13 protein-coding genes and 1 pseudogene are annotated in these 15,931 nt (G+C 66.9%); 6 read left to right on the forward strand and 8 right to left on the reverse strand.

The features are described 5' to 3' along the window. Positions 1-35: 35 nt before the first annotated feature. Both SA87_RS08615 and SA87_RS08620 read right to left on the reverse strand, forming a co-directional pair. Positions 36-1,946 (reverse strand): DAK2 domain-containing protein, encoded by a 1,911-nt coding sequence (locus tag SA87_RS08615; RefSeq protein ID WP_066202058.1) that lies wholly within the window; start codon positions 1,944-1,946, stop codon positions 36-38. A gap of 53 nt (positions 1,947-1,999) precedes the next feature. Further along, positions 2,000-2,356 (reverse strand): Asp23/Gls24 family envelope stress response protein, encoded by a 357-nt coding sequence (locus SA87_RS08620; protein ID WP_156423515.1) that lies wholly within the window; start codon positions 2,354-2,356, stop codon positions 2,000-2,002. 106 nt (positions 2,357-2,462) lie between these two features. Between SA87_RS08620 and rpmB the strand changes: the two genes are divergently transcribed. After that, a complete protein-coding gene (rpmB, locus tag SA87_RS08625; protein WP_066202062.1) occupies positions 2,463-2,651 on the forward strand; it encodes a 50S ribosomal protein L28 in 189 nt (62 codons plus the stop codon). A 124-nt stretch (positions 2,652-2,775) separates the two neighbouring features. On the opposite strand, the gene SA87_RS13530 is transcribed toward rpmB, so the two are convergent. Then, positions 2,776-2,895 (reverse strand): stage V sporulation protein M, encoded by a 120-nt coding sequence (locus SA87_RS13530; RefSeq protein WP_169793278.1) that lies wholly within the window; start codon positions 2,893-2,895, stop codon positions 2,776-2,778. Positions 2,896-4,649: 1,754 nt separating this feature from the next. Between SA87_RS13530 and SA87_RS08630 the strand changes: the two genes are divergently transcribed. The 3 genes from SA87_RS08630 to serA all read left to right on the forward strand — a co-directional run bounded on the left by SA87_RS08630 (position 4,650) and on the right by serA (position 8,419). Further along, positions 4,650-4,997, forward strand: a complete 348-nt coding sequence (locus SA87_RS08630; RefSeq protein ID WP_169816943.1) for a hypothetical protein — start codon at positions 4,650-4,652, stop codon at positions 4,995-4,997. 561 nt (positions 4,998-5,558) lie between these two features. Beyond that, positions 5,559-6,704 (forward strand): pyridoxal-phosphate-dependent aminotransferase family protein, encoded by a 1,146-nt coding sequence (locus tag SA87_RS08635; protein WP_066202066.1) that lies wholly within the window; start codon positions 5,559-5,561, stop codon positions 6,702-6,704. Next, complete coding sequence (serA, locus tag SA87_RS08640) at positions 6,701-8,419, forward strand: phosphoglycerate dehydrogenase (RefSeq protein ID WP_082718236.1); 1,719 nt, start codon at positions 6,701-6,703, stop codon at positions 8,417-8,419. Before SA87_RS08635 ends, serA begins: the two co-directional genes overlap by 4 nt. 230 nt (positions 8,420-8,649) lie before the next feature. Here serA and SA87_RS08645 read toward each other — a convergent pair whose 3' ends face one another. The 3 genes from SA87_RS08645 to SA87_RS08655 all read right to left on the reverse strand — a co-directional run bounded on the left by SA87_RS08645 (position 8,650) and on the right by SA87_RS08655 (position 10,444). Next, a complete protein-coding gene (locus tag SA87_RS08645; RefSeq protein WP_066202068.1) occupies positions 8,650-9,102 on the reverse strand; it encodes a hypothetical protein in 453 nt (150 codons plus the stop codon). A 141-nt stretch (positions 9,103-9,243) separates the two neighbouring features. After that, positions 9,244-9,693, reverse strand: coding sequence for a spore coat protein GerQ (gene gerQ, locus SA87_RS14295; protein ID WP_066202275.1), 450 nt, complete (start codon positions 9,691-9,693; stop codon positions 9,244-9,246). 319 nt (positions 9,694-10,012) lie between these two features. Continuing rightward, positions 10,013-10,444 carry a cell wall hydrolase gene (locus SA87_RS08655; protein WP_066202070.1) on the reverse strand — a complete coding sequence of 144 codons (432 nt, stop codon included), beginning with the start codon at positions 10,442-10,444 and terminating at the stop codon, positions 10,013-10,015. Positions 10,445-10,634: 190 nt separating this feature from the next. Here SA87_RS08655 and SA87_RS08660 point away from each other — a divergent pair, with 190 nt between their 5' ends. Further along, positions 10,635-11,459, forward strand: a complete 825-nt coding sequence (locus SA87_RS08660) for a class I SAM-dependent methyltransferase (RefSeq protein ID WP_066202073.1) — start codon at positions 10,635-10,637, stop codon at positions 11,457-11,459. A gap of 287 nt (positions 11,460-11,746) precedes the next feature. Here the strand turns inward: SA87_RS08660 and SA87_RS08665 are convergent. Together SA87_RS08665 and SA87_RS08670 are read right to left on the reverse strand one after the other, a co-directional pair. Continuing rightward, positions 11,747-12,166 (reverse strand): annotated as a pseudogene (locus tag SA87_RS08665) (DUF2621 family protein); the annotation flags it as partial. Then, a complete protein-coding gene (locus tag SA87_RS08670; RefSeq protein ID WP_066202076.1) occupies positions 12,163-14,136 on the reverse strand; it encodes a glycoside hydrolase family 13 protein in 1,974 nt (657 codons plus the stop codon). The pseudogene SA87_RS08665 and the gene SA87_RS08670, both read right to left, overlap by 4 nt. A gap of 188 nt (positions 14,137-14,324) precedes the next feature. On the opposite strand from SA87_RS08670, the gene gltX reads away from it, so the two are divergent. Then, positions 14,325-15,848 carry a glutamate--tRNA ligase gene (gltX, locus tag SA87_RS08675; RefSeq protein ID WP_066202078.1) on the forward strand — a complete coding sequence of 508 codons (1,524 nt, stop codon included), beginning with the start codon at positions 14,325-14,327 and terminating at the stop codon, positions 15,846-15,848. Positions 15,849-15,931: the final 83 nt, after the last annotated feature.

The following is a 15,931-nucleotide window of genomic DNA, read 5'->3' on the forward strand; positions in this document are numbered from 1 at the left end:
GCTCTTTTCGAAGCGCGACCGCCGGCGCCGTCGCTTTATTCGACGGCGAGGATGAGGGGATAGACCGGCTGGCCGCCGTCGTGGGTTTCCACGTCGACGTCGGGAAAAGCCTGCCGGATGGCCGCCGGAAGCCGGTCCCGGACGTCCGCCGGAAGGCCCGCGCCAAAGTAAGCGGTGACGACCGACGCTTCATCGTCCACGGCTTCCCGGAGCGCCGAAAGGGCCACCTTCACGAGGTCCTCCCCCCGGGCGACAAGCGCCCCGCCGGAGAGGGCCAGCCACTCCCCTTCCCGAATCGACTCTCCGTCGTAGACGGCGTCCCGAACCGCCCGGGTGAACTCGATCGCCCGGACCGCTTCCGCCGCCTTTTGCATCCGGGCGGCGTTTTCTTCCGGGGTCGCCGCCGGGTGAAAGGCGAGGGCGGCGGCCAGCCCCGCCGCGACGCTCGTCGTCGGCACGACGACGGCGCCGCCGGAAAGTCCGGCCGCCTGCTCGGCGGCGAGGACGACGTTTTTGTTGTTCGGGAGCACGAACACCGTCTCCGCCCGGGCGGCGCGGATCGCCCGGACGATCGCCTCGGCGCTCGGGTTCATCGTCTGGCCGCCTTCGACGACGACGTCAACGCCGAGGCTTTTGAAGATGCGGCGAAATCCCTCTCCGGCGACGACGGCGACGATCGCCTGGGCCTTCGCCGGCGGCGCCGTTCCCTCTCGGGCGTGATTCGCCGGGGCCGCCGGCCCGGCCTCCGGACCGCCCGGGGCGGCGGTCACCCGGGCGAGGCGACGGCGGATCTGCTCGCGCATGTTGTCGATCTTGATTTTCACCAGTTCGCCGTACCCTTGGACGAAGTCGAGCACCGCCCCTGGCGTCTCCGAGTGGACGTGCACCTTGACGAGATCGTCGTCGGCCGCCACGAGGAGGGAGTCGCCGAAGCGGGAGACGGCCTCCCGGAACGCCTCAAGGTCAAACGCCGACGCCCGATTCGGCTCAAGGCGGACGATCACCTCGGTGCAGTAGCCGTATCGGAGCTCTTCCGGCCGGGTGTCCGGCGGCAGATGATCCTCCGGTCCGAGAAACGCCTCCGCTTCCGGGCCGGCCGCCGGCCGCCCCTCCGGCGGCCGATCGTCGGCATGACCGGACGCGCCGGCCGGGACGGACGCGCCGGCCGGAACGAACGCGCCGCCCTCCAGACCGCCGGCGAGCGCCTCGGCCATCCCCTCAAAAATGACGATCAGACCGGAGCCGCCGGCATCGACGACGCCGGCGGCCCGAAGCGTCGGAAGCAGCTCCGGCGTCTTCGCCAGCGCTTCACGAGCCGCCTCCAGCCAGGCGGCAAAAAGGGCCGTCCACGCCGCCTGCGCTTCGGCGTTTGCCGCTCCCAACGCCTCCGCTTCGGCGATCGCCGGGTGCGCCGTCCGCGGTCGGGCTGCCGGCCGGCCGAAGGGCCCGGTCCGGCCGCCATCCACCGCCTGCCGGGCAGATCGGGCCGCCTCCCGCGCGACGGTGAGGATCGTCCCTTCGACCGGCTTCATGACCGCCGCGTAAGCCGTCTTCACGCCTGCCTCCAGCGCTTCGGCAAAGGCTCGGACGTCCGCCGCCTCCGAGCCGGCGAGCCGCTCGGCAAATCCGCGAAACAGCTGCGACAGGATGACGCCGGAATTGCCCCGAGCGCCCATGAGCACCCCGCGGGAAAACGCCTTGGCGACCGCGCCGACGCCCGCGCCGGGCACCCGGGCCGCCTCCCGGGCGGCGGCGACGCCTTCCGCCATCGTGAGCGCCATATTCGTTCCGGTGTCCCCATCGGGCACCGGAAAGACGTTCAGCCGGTCGATCGCTGCCTTTTTCGTCCGCAGCCGGTCGAGCCCGGCTTCAAGCAGCGTCAAAAGCCCCGCGCCGGTCAGCGCGCCGGATGCGGTCCAGAGCGATGTCGGTTGTGACGATGCCACCCGAGTGCCTCCTTAGCTACGACGACCGCCCGGAACTGAGGCGGTTTTGCCGCTCAGCGCACGCCTTCGACGAAAACGTCGACCCGCACCTCCCCGACCCAGAGCGCTTCCCGGAGCTGATGCCGGATGCGGGCCTGGACGTTCATCGCCACTTCCGAGATTTTCGTTCCGTAGCGGACGACAAGGTAAAGCGTCACCCGAAGGCCTCCATCTTCGACGCTCACGTCGATCCCCCGCCGATACGTCCTTCTGCCGAGGCGTTCCGACACCTCATCTTTGATCCGTCCCCGCGGGGCAAAACCGACGACGCCGTACACCTCCCCCGCCGCATACCCGGCGAGGCGGGCGATCGCCTCCGGAGCGACGCGGATCACCCCATCGGGGGTGTCCATGCGCCACACGGGCCTCACCCTTTCTTTCCTCCCCCCACTATAAAAGCTTCGGACGGGAATTTCAAATCCTCCGTTGCAACCCCCGCGGTCGATGTGCTATCATGGCGCGGGAGGAGGGACGGCCATGTCGCGCAAATGCTTCGTTACCGGCAAAAAGCCCGGCTTCGGCAACAAACGGAGCCACTCGATGCGGGCGTCCCGCCGGCGGTGGGGCGTCAACGTCCAGAAGGTCCGCATCCTCGTCGACGGAAAACCGAAGCGCGTCTGGGTCAGCGCCAAAGCGCTCAAATCCGGCAAGGTGAAGCGCGTCTAACCGGAAGCGATCCGGAGGAAGGAGGCGCGGTCCGGAGGAGCAAGGCCCGGGCCAACCGGACGCGGCCCAAAAAAAAGCACCCGACGGGTGCTTTTTTTTTTTAGTATCGACGTTTCATCGCCGTTTATTTTTTTCGCTCCCCCTTTTTAACCACCCGCTTTTTCCCTTCGCCGCCGAAAAGCTGCAAAAAAAAGCGGACAACGGCGCCGACGGGCCGCGGCAGCTTGATCGTGTAAAACCGCACTCCGCCTTCCCCCTTTTCTCGAACTGGCGCGCTCTCCAACGTTCGCGGGTCCCAAAGCGGACGTTCACCCGGGCCGCTTCGCGACGATCGCTCCGCGGCGATCAGAAGCTCCGCTGATACATCCAGTAGCCGAAACCGATGAAACCGAAGCCGGCCAGCGCCGGCCAGACCCAGGCCGGAAGCGTGCGGATGAGGACGATGACCCCCACCGCGGCGGAGACGACGCCGAGGAGGCGCCCGAGCGCCGCCTGCGGTCGGTTGCGCCGGAAGATCTCGCCTCCCTCCCCTCCGACCGTCTCCGAGCGGGTTTTACTTCAAATGTATATGCCGGCCGGCGGGCTTATGTCCGGCCCCCGCCGAGCAAACGAAAATGCCGGCCTTCTTCGGGCCGGCGTCTTTTCTCGACCAGGAAACGATTAAACGCGCCCGGTTTTCAAGGCCGGATTTCATCGCTCGGTGCGTGTCAACGTTCAGTAGGCAAAGACCTCACCGGCTCCGATTCTCTTCACCACAACCGTTGCTCCGCTCGGGCCAACTCCCGAAGCACATGTTTGACCCATGGCCGGTCTCTGCAGGTCATGCGCCCCTCATCCTGGACAAATGCTGAAACTACGTTGTATCCTTCTGTGAGAAGGGGTAATCGGCAAGGCCCGAACGTTCCGGACGGAGGACTGAATGCCGATGCACAGCTTCCAGACGCTATCGGAAGAACCCGGAACTCTTCTCTATACCTGTGTCTATAACTGATGTCCTACGCCAAAACTATCAGTCGGTGGAAGCCGTCTATCGTTGACTCTGTGGAGCTTCGGCTTACGCAGGGAGGTTACCCATGTGAACAAGCAAGATATGGAATGGTCCCACCCTTGTGGCATGACATTGCTGAGTGACATCTCGGGTGCGCGATGGGTCGAGCAAAGCCTGCAGGCATCTCCCTTTGCTCACGTCGGCGCACTGATTCCCGAGAGATTCGCTCGCTACGTCCGGTTGCTTCATCCTGCGCACGATGACCAGGGGAAACCTGTTAGATGGGCCGAGGTTGCCGCTTGGAGCGGGCAACGAGTTTACCCCCGCATGAGCTTTGACATCATCAGCATTCCCCGTCAGGGATATGGAAAAGGAAGCCCTCCTTGGAAAGACCCCCCGAGGCGCGGAAGCCTTGAACAGGACGATGCTACCGCGCTCGCTGAGTTCCTAGCAGCCTTTACGACTACGCCGAACCGGTGCTTCTTCGCCGTGTGGGAGGGTTATGGCCACCTTTCACCGGGAGGGATTGCAGGGCTAACCCAGTCCGGAGAAGGGGGGCAAATACTTTCCCCCCGTGAAGTCCTTGAAGCCTCTCGTTTGGAGGGGGTAGGACGCCGTTACATCCTTTACACGGGGCCCCTGTCTTGTGTGACTTCCTTCTTTGCCGGTGTCTGGTCGGACTCACCGAATCTCTGGTGGCCAGAGGATCGTCAGTGGATCGTGGCGACCGATATCGATCTCGACTCGACGTACGTAGGCGGGTCGGAAGCTTTGATTGAGGCACTTTCCAACGATCCTCGCTTCGAGGTGTTGCCGGCGAGCAGAGATGACCCAACTTACCCATAATTTTCCCAGAATGCACGGGTGCAAGTTTCGTTCACCCCTACCAAGATTTAGCTCTTCCGGAAAAGGTATTCGTAACCAAAGTAAAGAAAAATAATTTTTCCTTGTTGATTCTTCCACGCTTAATCCCACTTTTATCTTCTGCCCGGTGACGGCGGTATGCCTTGATGTTTTCGGGTAAATCCAATGCCAGGAATCGACGCGGCAGAATCGCCCGCCGGATGAAGCGACAGGGGGCGCGGTGGAGCCGTCACGGGGCGGATGCCCTGGCGCGGTTACTGACGGCCCGGGCGAATGGGCGCTTCGGGGAAGCGGGGCGGTCAGAGGCGCAAGTGCGCCGGTCCGAGGCGAAAGAAGCAAAGCCCCGTTGGCGGAAGCCGGATGTCCGGCAGGGGCTGGCTCACGCGGCCGGGGAGTGGCTGCAGGGGCATCTTCCGGCGCTGGAAGGTCCGTTCGCCGGGAAACCGTGGGTGAAGTTCGTTTTGCGTGAGCTTACGAGACCGGTCTTCCCATGAGATTGAGCGCGGATTTCCCTTTCGGTGAGATCCCTGCCTCCCGAACCTTGACACGGCCATGCAAAATTCTTACCCTTGACAACGTCCCACCGCCGTGCTATGTTGAGGTCAAAATTCATCGGCAAAAGGCGAGGAAGAAGAGGGGCGCGGCGCGAGGCCGCAGAGCGAGCCGGGGACGGTGGAAGCCCGGTCGGCGGCGCCGATGCCCGAGCGCTTCGGAGCCGGTCCCCGAACGCGCCGGCGGCGTACGCCGGTGACCAGTAGGCGGACAACGGGTCACCCGTTATCGTCGGCTGTAAGGCCACTGAGGCAGCCGCTTGCTCCGCTCGGCGCGCGGCCCGAGCGGTTTACGACGGGCCGCCGGTCCGGCTTCGGAGCCGACGGTCCGCCGTCGAGTCGGCGGTCCGGGCGCGCCCGAACGCTTCAAGGCGAGCCGAGCGTGACGGGGCGGCGGCTGCGAAGAAGGGTGGTACCGCGAGGAACCTCTCGCCCCTTCCGAAAGGAAGGGACGGGAGGTTTTTTGATTCTCCCGATTCGAAAGACACGGAGTGGAGGGATTCCATGCTGAAGGATCAGGCCTTTCTCCGCATTCCGGGCCCGACGCCGCTTCCGCCGAGCGTCGAGCGGGCGATGATCCGGCCGATGATCGGCCACCGGGACAAGGCGATGGACGCCCTCATCGCCGACCTCATCCCGCGCCTTCGGCCCCTCTTCGGCACCTCCGGCGCCGTTTACCTCCTCGCCGGGAGCGGCACCCTCGCCCTCGAGACGGCCCTCGTCAACGTCACCGACGAAGGGGACAAGGTGCTCCACCTCATCACCGGCGCCTTCGGCGAGCGCTTCTTCCGCATCGCCGAAGGCCACCGCCGGCAGGCGATTCCTCACCACGTCCCGTGGGGTGAGGCCGTCGATCCCGACGACGTCCGGCGGCTGCTTCAGGCTCACCCCGACGTCCGGGCCGTCGTCGCCACCCACAGCGAGACGTCCACCGGCGTCCTGAACCCGATCGCCGACATCGCCCGCGTCGTCCGGGAACATTCCGACGCCCTCCTCGTCGTCGACGCCGTCTCCAGCCTGGGCGGCACACCGGTCGAGATGGACGTCTGGGGCGTCGACGCCGTCGCCTCCGGATCGCAAAAGGCCCTTATGGCCCCGCCGGGTCTCGCCCTCGTCGCCCTCGGCGAACGGGCCCGGGCGGCAATGCACCGCATCCAAAGCCCCCGCTTTTACGCCGACCTCCGGCAGTACGAGGCCTCCCTCGCCCAGTCCACCGTCCCCTTCACCCCGGCGGTGACGCTCCTCTTCGCCCTCGAAGCGTCCCTCGACCTCATCGAAGCGGAGGGCCTCGCCCACGTCTTCGCCCGGCACCGGAAGATGCGGGACATGACCCGGGCCGCCTTGAAGGCCCTCGGCGTGCCCCTCCTGGCCGCCGACGCCGTCGCCTCCCCGACGGTCACCGCCGTCCGGCCGACGCGCTTTACGCCAAAGGCCCTCCTTCAGGCGGTCCGGGACGAATTCGGCATCGTCTTCGCTTCCGGCCAGGGAAAGCTGAAAGACGAGATCTTCCGCATCGGCCACATGGGCTATCTGTCCGAAGCGGACGTGCTGCAGTATATCGCTGCCCTCGAAGTGGCCGCGAAGCGCCTCGACCCCGAAAGCCCACTCGGCGCCGGCATCCGCGCCGCCCTGGAGGTGACCCTCGCATGACCGACCGACTTCTGGCCGGAAAGACGGCGACCGAGACCGCGACCGAACGGACCGCCGCCCCGGCACCGACGTCACCGGCGGCGGGCGAACAGGCTGCCCCGTCCTTCCTTACCGCCGGCGCCCGGGGCCCGTACGTCATCGCCGTCGCCGATCCTCTGTCCGACGACGGCCTCAGAGCCCTCCTCGACGCCGACGACGTCGAACTCCTCCGGGTCGACGGGGCCGACGAGGCCACCCGCCGGGCGGCGTTTGCCCGGGCGGACGCCCTCCTCGTCCGCTCCCAGACCAAAGTCACCCGGGAGCTCATCGCCGACATGCCGAAGCTCAAGGTCATCGGCCGGGCCGGCGTCGGCGTCGACAACATCGACCTCGACGCCGCCACCGAACGGGGCGTCATCGTCCTGAACGCCCCCTACGGCAACATGATCGCCGCCGCCGAGCACACCCTGGCGATGATGCTCGCCCTCGCCCGGCACATCCCCCGGGCGCACCAGTCCCTCGTGGCCGGGCGCTGGGATCGGAAGGCCTTCCTCGGCTTCGAGCTCGCCGGAAAAACCCTCGGCATCGTCGGCCTTGGTCGCATCGGCCAGGAAGTCGCCAAGCGGGCCAAGGCGTTTGAGATGCGGGTCATCGCCTACGACCCCTACCTCACCGAAGAGCGGGCCCGGGCGCTTGCCGTCGAAAAAGTAAGCTTCGAGACGCTCCTCGCCGAGGCCGACATCATCACGCTGCACACCCCGCTGACGGACGAGACGCGGAACCTGATCGACGCCGCCGCCATCGCCCGGATGAAAGACGGCGTCCGCATCGTCAACTGCGCTCGGGGCGGCCTCATCGACGAACGGGCCCTCTACGACGCCCTCGTCTCCGGCAAGGTCGCGGGCGCCGCCCTCGACGTCTTCGCCGAAGAACCGCCGGCCGGGAATCCCCTCCTCGATCTCCCGAACGTCGTCGTCACGCCGCACCTCGGCGCGAGCACCGTCGAAGCCCAGGAACTCGTCGCCCGGGACGTCGCCCAGGAGGTGCTGAACGTCCTCCGGGGCCGGCCGTTTAAAAACAGCGTCAACTTCCCCTCCCTCGCCCCGGACGTCTACGCCCGCCTGAAAGACGACCTCGCCCTCGCCGATGCCCTCGGCCGCTTCGTCGGTGCCCTCATCGAGCGGGCGCCGACCCGGCTCCGGATCACCTACGGCGGCGCTTTCGGTCCCGACGACGAAGCCGCCCTCACCCGGGCCGTCGTCCAGGGCTTTTTGAAGCGACAGCTCGACATTCACGTCAACTTCGTCAACGCCCTCTTCCTCGCCAAGCAACGGCGCCTCGCCGTCACCGCCGAGATGACCCCCCGGACCGAAGGGTTCGAAAAGCTCCTCACCGTCGAGGCGACCGACGAAACCGGGGCGAGCTTCTCGGCCGCCGGCACCGTCCTGAACGGCTTGGGCCCCCGCATCGTCAAGGTCGACGGCTTTTCCGTCGACGTCGTCCCCCGGGGTCCCATCCTCTACGTTCACCACCACGACCGCCCCGGCGTCATCGGCCGCGTCGGCACGCTCCTCGGCCGCCACGGCGTGAACATCGCCACGATGCAGGTCGGCCGGCGGGACGAGGGCGGCCGGGCGATCATGATGCTCACCGTCGACCACCCGCCGGGGCCCGACGTCCTCGCCGACCTCGAGCGGCTCGACGACATCGACCGCGTCCGGGCGCTCACGCTGTAAGCGTTTTTCCGGACGGCCCTCCGGCATGCCGCCTTCCGCGGCCGTCGTTTCACCCGGGCGACGGGGCCGATCCCGCGACGCTCCCGCGCTCGCCGCTTCACCGGACGGCGTTCCGGGAGCCGGGCGGCGCCGCGCGGCCCGCTTTCGCCCTGCGACGGCCCGCGCGGCGGCCGGGTGAACCGGCGGACCGCAGGCGACAGGACCGACCGGCGGACCGCACGGCGCCGGACTTATGGCGAACGCTTGACGGTCCTAAGTCGCATCGCCGCTTCCGCCACCGTGAGGCCATGAAGCTCCGGCGTTCCGTAGCCTTCGAGGGCGACGAGCCGTCCGCCGATGACCGGATACAGCCCCTGCCAGCCGCCGACGAGGCGCCAGCCGCCGGCGGCGGGGTCGGATCGAAGAAAAAGCACGTAATCCCCCTCGGCGTACGGGCCGGGATAGGCGGCGTTCAGCGGATCGTCCACCGGGGGCGGCGGCTCGAGCCCCGCTTCGACGATAAGCCACGGCGCCCGCCCGCGGCCGAGGATCGTCCGGAGGGGGCGAAACGCCTGCCAGAACCGAACGACTTTCCGACCGTCCTTCTCTTCCCCCGTCGGGCGCCGGTCGACGACCGCGCCCATCGACGCGTGCACCGCCCACGCCGACGAAGCGACGAGCGCCTTCAGCGAAACTTCAGCCATCCCATCTCCGTCCCCCATTCGTCTCTTCTGACGCTTTATCCCCGTGGCAACCCGAGCGCCGTCTCTTCTCCCCCTTTTTCCCGGCGGCAACAAAAACGCGCGGCACGGCCGCGCGTTTTTGCATGCGTTCTCGGGCCCGTCTCACCCTTCCCGGGACTCTTCGAGGTACATCTGCACGTAAGGCGGCACCTTCGGCGCGATATAGGTGATCGGCTCATCGAAGACGACGTAATCCAGGTTCACCATGAGAAGGAGATAGCGTTTCCCCGTCTCCGGGTCGCTCACGATGATGTGATCCCGGCCGGCGGTCTGGATGACGCCTCGGATGACCATCGCGTTCCATTCGCGGTTATTTTCATACGTGAGATAAAACGTTGCCGTCTTTCCTTTGTTGTAGCGAAGGATGTTTTCCACGTACGACTGCTCGGCGATCATCTGCTCTTCCGTCATCGGCACCCCGGGAACGACGGCGCCGCTCGGAGGAAGCGGACCGTAGGCGGTCACCGGAGGCACGGCAGAACCCGCATAATACGGATAATAGGAATAAAACGGGTAAGTCGGATAGACCGTCGGCCAGGTCGCTTGCGGCATCGCCGGCGTGCCGGGCGTCCCGGCCGAAAGCGCCGTCGAAGGCCCCGCGGGAGCCGGCGCCCCCGATCCTTCCGTCCCTTTCGTTCCCGTCGTTCCCGTCCCTTTGGCCCCGGTTCCGGTGCCGGCATACGTCTGCCCCCACATTCCGGAGAAAACCATCGGCTCCAGTGCTCCGAACGTCTCATTCCCCGCCGCAGGCCAAAGCGGCATCGCATCCCACATCCCGAACCTCGCGCTCCTTTCCCGTTTTTTCGGTTTTTTGGCGATGGCGAACCATCCGTCCGCTTTCGCTCGCCGGCTTCCGCCGCGATCGCGGCCTTCATCCCCGGTAGACGCCCGGACAGGTCGACGCCGTCGGATGATAAAAGCAGTGGGACTTGTAGCGGCCGGCATTCCACTGCCGGAACCACTGCGGCGGACAGCCGCCGGTGTACGGCTTGAAAAACCAGAGGGCAAACGTCGCAGGATGAAACCGCCGCCCCTGCACGCACTTCCGGGCCAGGGCGACCTCGCTCGCCCGGGCGCGCTGGTAAAAATACCCTTTCCGCACCGCTTCAAAGCCGCCGGGAGACTGAAAGATCGCTTGCCGAAGCGTGCGGATGCCGCGGAAATCGAGGCAGTTCGCCCGGACGCGGTTGACGGCGACGTTGCCGACGAGGAGCATCCCGAGCTTGCCTTCAGACTCCGCTTCGGCGCGAATCAGCCGCGCAAGAATCTGCAGTTCATCCCACGTCGCCCGAACGACACCCACCGTTCCCTCCCCCTCTTCCGTCGCTCGGTACCACCGTATGACCGGGCAAGGGCGGCGGGAACTTGCCCACCCATCCGCCGGCGCCCATTTTCGGGCCCGTCGGATGCGGAAAAGCGCCGCGCCGCCTTCCGGCCCGCGCGCATATGCTGATCCGGCCCGACGCTTCGACTTCAAAAAAGGACGGTGCCGGATGAACGAACGGATCGATTACCTGGAACTCATCGCCCGCCTCGGCATCGACGATGCGCACCCCGGCGGCCCCCTCGCCTCCGAGGCGATGCTCGCGGCGCTCGCCGCCTCCGGCCTTCGCCCCGGCGCCCGCATCCTGGAGGTCGGCGCCGGCGGGGGGCGAAGCACCGTCCGCCTTGCCGTCGCCGGCTACCGGGTGACGGCCGTCGAACGGGATTCCCGGCACGTCGCCCGGGCCCGGGCGCGGCTTCGCGCCTCCGGCCTTGACGCGGACGTCTTCGCGCATGATGCCGAAACGCTCCCGTTTCCTGAGGAGACGTTCGACGCCGTGTGGTCCGAGTCGGTCGCCCTGTTCGTCTCGGATCGGGCGCTCCGGGAGTGGCACCGCGTGCTCCGCCCCGGCGGCTTCGTCCTGGCCCGGGAACTTGTCCTGAACACCCCGTTTCCGCCGGCGCTGAAGGAAGCGTTTATCGCCTTCTACCGCATCGCCCGGCCGTTTTGCGCCGACGACTGGGAGCAGGCCTTTCGGTCCGCCGGATTTTCCCGGCTCGACGTCCTCGACCGGCATCCCCTCGACGGCCGGAGCGGCCGGTTCGGTCCGGAGCGGCCACCGAGCCCCCGGCCGCCGGACGGCTTCTTTTCCCCGGACGGCCGCCTCGATCCGGAGGCGATCGCCCCGCTCAACCCCGCTTTCTTCTCCGGAGATCCCCGGGCGCTTCTTCCGCTCCTTCAGGCCCTCCGCACCCACGAACGGCTCACCTGGACGGCACTGCCCCATCTGGACGCCGTCCTTTTTCGGGCGACGAAGGGCGCACCCCGGACGTAAAAGGCGATCGAGCGTTTCGGCTTCCGCCGGTTCCGGAGGAGGACGGAGCGAAGGCGTACGACGGCCACCGCTTCCGGGCGCACGCAAAAAGCCGGCGGTTTCAAAATCGCCGGCCTTTTTCGGATCCGGCGCCGCCCGGGCGTCTTTTCGCCGCGTCCCGGCACCGCCCAATCTTGGTTCAATCCCGCTTTTCCCTTCGCCGCCCCCGCTTCGCCTCACCCGCGGGTCCGGTCGCTCTGCTTTGACCGCGCCTTAAGCTCCGCCTTCGTCCACCGGCCGGACGGATCGAGGAGCGCCCGATACGGCGACGCATCGATGCCGAGCTCATGAAGCCGCCGGATGAGGTGCCGGTGATCCTGCCGGGGCGTCGCCCGGATGTAGCCCTCGACGATCGTGGCCGGATCGATCGACGAAAGACCGCGCTCCAGGGCGAGCTCGGCGATCTTCGCCGCGATCGCTTCCTTGGCCGCTGCCCGAAACAAAGACGGCACCGGCGCCACGAGGGCATTCAGCAGTCGCTTCCCCTCGTCCGTCCAGAGGGGAAGGCTTTGTTCGATCAGCGCCCGACGCCGTTCAAGGACCGACGGACCGTCGACCCGGGGCATGGAGAAAAGAAACTTCCGGAACATGAAAAATCCGCCGATGCTCAAGAACACGATCATCAACGCCGACCAACCGATGACGAGCCACTGCGCCCAGGCGCTCATCCGTCTCCCTCCCCCGGCCGGCGGCGACGGTGCCCGGGCGGCGCCATCCGGTACACCCGCGCCTCGTAAGGCCCGAGCCGAAACGCCTCCGGCCGCTCGACCTCCCACGATCCCCGGCGGACGTCCGCGGCCGTCTGCTTCCCGTCCGGCCCGGCCGCCCCGACCGGCGTTTCCCGTCGCCCTTCTCCGGCGAACGTCGACGGGCCGGCTCCGTGACCCCCCCGTTCCGGCGGCCGCTCTCCGGGCGCGCCGATCTCCGGCCCGCCGGCGGCCTTGCCCCCGCCGACCTCGGCAAAGGCGGCCGCCTCCCCGTCCCCCCAAGCGACGGGGATCGGCGTCGCCGGATCCCAGTACGCCGGCGGGCGGTGCCGGTTGTCCAGCACCCGGACCATCGGACGGCCGGCGATCGGCCGCGGGAGGGGCCACGTCGTCGGCACCGGTGACAAATTGAGCGCCACCAGCCACGGCCCCGCCTCGTCTTCCCGAAGAAAGGCGATGACCGCCGGATCGTCCGGGCAAAGCGGCACCAGCCGGCCGTAGACGAGGGCCGGCACCCGCTTCCGGAGGGCGATGAGGGCGCGGTAGAAATGGAGCACCGACTCCGGATCGGCCCATGCCGCCTCGACGTTGATCTCCCGGTAATTCGGATTCACCCGAATCCACGGCGTCCCGGAGGTAAAGCCGGCATTTTTTCCCGCCGACCACTGCATCGGCGTCCGGGCGTTGTCCCGGCTCATCCGGTGGATCGCCGCCATGAGCGTCTCCTCGGCGACGCCCCGCTCCCGCCCCTCCCGGTAAAAATTCAGCGTCTCGATGTCCCGGTAGTCGTCGATCGACGGGAAGCGGACGTTCGTCATGCCGATCTCCTCGCCCTGATAGACAAACGGCGTCCCCTTTTGCAGAAGGAGAAGCGCGGCCAGGAGCTTCGCCGCCGCCACCCGGTACTCCCCGTCGTCGCCGAAACGGGACACCGGGCGCGGCTGATCGTGATTGCCGAGGTAAAGGGCCGGCCACGCCCGGCCTTCGAGCTTCGTCTGCCAGCGGAAGAGAACCCGCTTCCACCGGACGACGTCGAAAGGCGCCGGCTCCCACTTCGTCGCCCCGATGTCGACGGTCATGTGCTCGAAGGGGAAGATCATCCCCAGCGGGCCCCGCCCGAGAGCGGCGTACCGCCAGGCGTGTTCCGGCGTCACCCCCGGCGTCTCGCCGACGGTGAGGAGATCCGCTCCCTTCAGGACCGCCTCGTACATCTCCTCCAGATAGCGAAACGCCTTCGGATGGTTGATCACCCGCTCGAAACCGACCGCGTCCGTCTCGTCGTCGAGCTCCGGCTTGCCGATGGCGTTGATGACATCCATGCGGAAGCCGGCGACGCCCTTTTCCAGCCAGAAGCGCATCAGCCGGTAGACTTCCTGCCGCACCGCCGGCAAGTCCCAGTTGAGATCCGGTTGTTTTGGACTAAATAGGTGCAGATAATACGCATTCCGTTCCGGCACGTACGTCCAGGCCGGGCCGCCGAAGACCGACCGCCAGCGGTTGGGGAGGCCGCCGTTTTTCCCCGTCCGCCAGATATAAAAATCCCGATACGGAACGATCCCCTGCCGGGAGGCGTAAAACCACGGATGCTCGTCGCTCGTATGATTGACGACGAGGTCGAGAACGAGGCGGATCCCCCGGGCGTCCGCCTCCCGGACGAGCCGCTCAAAATCCGCCATCGTCCCGAACTGAGGATCGATCTCCCGATAATCGCTCACATCGTAGCCGTGATCGGCTCCCGGCGAACGGTAGATCGGGGACAGCCAGACGGCATCGACGCCGAGCGCCTGAAGATAATCGAGCTTCGCAAGGACCCCTGCAAGATCGCCGACGCCGTCGCCGCTCGCGTCGAAAAAGCTGCGCGGATAGATCTGGTAGACGATCGCCTCTTTCCACCATGCCCGCTCCGGGCGGGCCCTGCCTTCCATCGTCATCGCGCACGCCGCTCCCGTGTTTGGTGCTTTGGGCCCCGTTGCGCTTTTCATTTTAATGGAGGGAATTTCGGGGCACAACCGCTTCCGGCGGCCGGGCCAAAACATGCAGCGGACAAACATGCTACAATAAAAAGGCGTGCCGGTCCGGGGACGACCGGGATCACTCGCTCGAGAAAGGAGCCGGTCCGTTGCACCGCTTATCCGATGCCGAATCCCGTCCCGTTCCGTCCGACGCGGCCGACGAGGCGGTCCGCGTCCGTTTTGCGCCCAGTCCGACCGGGGGACTGCACATCGGCGGGCTCAGGACGGCGCTTTTTAACTGGCTGTTTGCTCGCCGTCACGGCGGCAAAATCGTCCTCCGGATCGACGATACCGACCGGGAGCGCTCCAAAGAAGAACACCTCCGGAGCATCCTCAACGGCTTCCGATGGCTCGGCGTCACGTTTGACGAAGGGGTGGAAGAAGGGGGCCCTTACGGGCCGTACCGCCAGTCCGAACGCCTCCCCCTCTACCGGGCCGCCCTGGAGCGCCTCGTCGCCGAAGGCAAGGCCTACCCGTGCTACTGCACCGCCGAGGAGCTGGAAGAAAGCCGGAAACGGCAGCTCGCCGAAGGGAAGACCCCTCGCTATCCCGGCACCTGCCGGAACCTCACCCCGGAAGAGCGGGCCGCCCGGGAGGCGGAAGGGCGAAAGCCCGTCTTTCGCCTGAAAGTCGATCTCGACCGCCCCGTCGTCGTCCACGACGTCATCCGGGGCGACGTCGTCTTCCCGCCGGATCAGCTCGACGACTTCGTCATCGTCAAAAGCGACGGCATGCCGACGTATCACTTCGCAAGCTGCGTCGACGACGCCGAGATGCGCATCACCCACATCATCCGGGCGGAAGAGCATCTCTCCAACACGCCCCGTCACGTCGTCCTGTTCCGGGCCCTCGGGGCGCCGGTGCCGACGTTTGCCCACGTGCCGATGATCCTTGCTCCGGATCGGACGAAGCTCTCGAAGCGCCACGGAGCGACGAGCGTCGAAGAATTCCGGGCCCTCGGCTTTTTGCCGGAAGCGATCGTCAACTACAGCCTGCTCCTCGGCTACACGCCGGAAGACGGGAGCGAACTCTTCCGCCTCGAGGAGCTCGCCCCGACGTTTGATCTCGCCCGCATCGCCAAGCATCCGGCCGTCTACGACGTCGGCAAGCTCCGCTGGATGAACGCCCACTACCTCCGGACGCTTCCGCTCGAGCGGGTCTACGCGTATGCCGAGCCGTTTTTCAAAGCCGCCGGGTATTTGCCGGAGGAGCCGGACGAAGCGGCCAAAAAAACGGCCCTCGAGCGGATCGAGGCCGTCCGGGAGCGGGTCGCGACGCTGGTCGAGCTCGTTGACGCCGTGAGCTACTTCTACCGCCCCGTCGAAGCCTACGACGAAAAAGGCGTCGCCAAGCACTTCAAAAACCCGGCGGAAGTCGCCGAGCGGCTCCGCCTCGCCGCCGAACGTCTGGCCGCGGTCGAGCCGTGGACCCTTGAGACGACCGAGGCGGCCTACCGGGCCCTCATCGCGGAGCTCGGCATCTCCGGCGGCGCCCTGATCCATCCGACGCGCCTCGCCCTAAGCGGCCGAACCGTCGGACCGGGGATTTTTCACCTCATGGTGCTCCTCGGCAAAACCGAAACGATCCGACGCCTGGAAGCGGCGATCGACTGGCTGAAAGCGCGGGCGTAGGGCCCGCGCTTTTGGCCGCCTTTGGAGCCGTTTCATTTTGGATCGGATATGACATAATTTGCATCAATAATCCCCTTGACGTT

It is taken from the genome of Hydrogenibacillus schlegelii (genome assembly GCF_001653195.1).
GTDB lineage: Bacteria > Bacillota > Bacilli > Thermicanales > DSM-22653 > Hydrogenibacillus > Hydrogenibacillus schlegelii.